Annotated in this window: 1 protein-coding gene; it reads right to left on the bottom strand. The window is 76.9% G+C overall.

Annotated elements, in window-relative coordinates:
- Positions 1–1,738 (bottom strand): ATP-binding SpoIIE family protein phosphatase (locus ACOV8S_RS15850; RefSeq protein WP_448318467.1); only part of this gene is annotated, 1,738 nt, incomplete at both ends.

The raw sequence follows: 1,738 nt of genomic DNA, 5'->3' as shown, positions 1-1,738 counted from the left end.
GCTCACCAGGTACAGACCGCGGCCGCCCTCGTCGGTGGCCCGCGCCTGCCGCAGCCGCGGCAGCTGCGGGACGTCGTCGACCACCTCGCAGCGCAGCACGTCGGTGCGCAGCAGCCGCAGCGTGATCGGCCGGTTCGAGTACCGGACGGCGTTGGTGACGACCTCGCTGACCAGCAGCTGGACCGAGTCGGTCAGCGCGTCCAGCCCCCAGTTCTCCAGGGCCGTCCGGGCCAGCCGCCGCGCCGTGCCCGGCGCCGCGTTCTCCGGGTACAGCTCCCAGGACGCCACGTCGCTGGGGGCGATCCCCTCGAACCGCGCGGCGAGCAGCGCGATGTCGTCGTCGCGGTCGCCGGGGCCCAGCATGTCCAGCACCTCGTCGCACAGCGCCTCCAGCGGCGGTGCGTGGTCCTGGCCGGTGAGCCGGGCGGTGGCCTCCAGCTTGTCCCGCAGCTGCTCTATGCCGGTCCACACGTCGCGCAGCCGCGACTCGACCAGGCCGTCGGTGTACAGCAGCAGCGTCGCCCCGGCCGGGGCGTCCAGCTCGACGGCCTCGAAGTCGACCCCGCCCACGCCGATCGGCGCGCCGGCCGGCACCTCCAGCACCTCGGCCCGCCCGTCCATGTGCAGCAGGACGGGCGGCGGGTGACCGGCGTTGGCGATGGTGATGCGGTGCGCGACCGGGTCGTAGACCGTGTACAGGCAGGTGGCCATCCGGTCGGTGCCCAGCCGCTGCGCCTGCTCGTCCAGGTGGTGCAGGACCTCCTGCGGCGGCAGGTCGAGCCCGGCCAGGGTCTGCGCCGTGGTCCGCAGCTGGCCCATGATCGCCGCGGAGGTCATCGAGTGGCCCATCACGTCGCCGACCACCAGGGCGACCCGGCTGCCGGGCAGCGGGATCGCGTCGTACCAGTCGCCGCCCACCCGGGCGGTCTGGGCGGCCGGCAGGTAGCGGGAGGCCAGGCGCACCCCGGTGGGGCGGGGCAGCGTCTCCGGGAGCATGGTGCGCTGGAGCTCGTCGGCGATGTACGCCTCACGGCCGTAGAGCACCGCCTTGTCGATGCCCAGCGCGCTGTGCGTGGCCAGCTGGGCGGCGACCAGCAGGTCGTCCCCCTCGAACGGGATGCGCTCGGGGCCGCGCAGGAACACCGCCGCGCCGATCACCCGGCGGCGGCCGCGCAGCGGGGCCAGAATGGCGTGCTGGCCGGTGGCCACCGCGTCGGCGCCCTCGCCGAGCAGCCCGGACAGCGCCTCACGGGCGGACGGCGAGTCGGCGAAGACCGGGCGGACCCCGCGCAGCACCTCGTCCAGCGGGCTGCCCGGCGGCACCTCCGCGTCCGGGGCCTCGCCGGTGGCCAGCGCGGGAAGCGCGGGCAGCGGGTCGGGAGCGCCGGACACCCGGTCGGGCGGGATGCGGTCGGTGCGGCGCAGCCGCAGCACCACCGGGCCGGCGGGCCGCTCGTCGCCCACCGGCAGCGGCTCGCGCAGATGGACCAGGATGGCGTCGGCGAAGGCGGGCACGGTGGCCCGGCACAGGCCCATCACGATCTCGTCGAGGTCCATGCCGCGCGCGATGCGCCGGGTGGCCGCGCCGACGAACCGCAGCCGCTCGCCGTCACGCCGCATGGGGACCGGGCCCGAGCCCGGCCCGGCCGCGCGGCCGCTGCGGCGGTCCTTGCCGGCGGGCGCGCCGGAGCCGCCCGGGGTACCGGAGTCGCCCGACGCCCCGGACGGGGACGACGGG

The sequence above is a fragment of the Streptomyces sp. CO7 genome (genome assembly GCF_053474865.1).
Note: the sequence above shows the minus strand (reverse complement) of the source record. Positions and strands in the feature narration are given on the sequence as shown.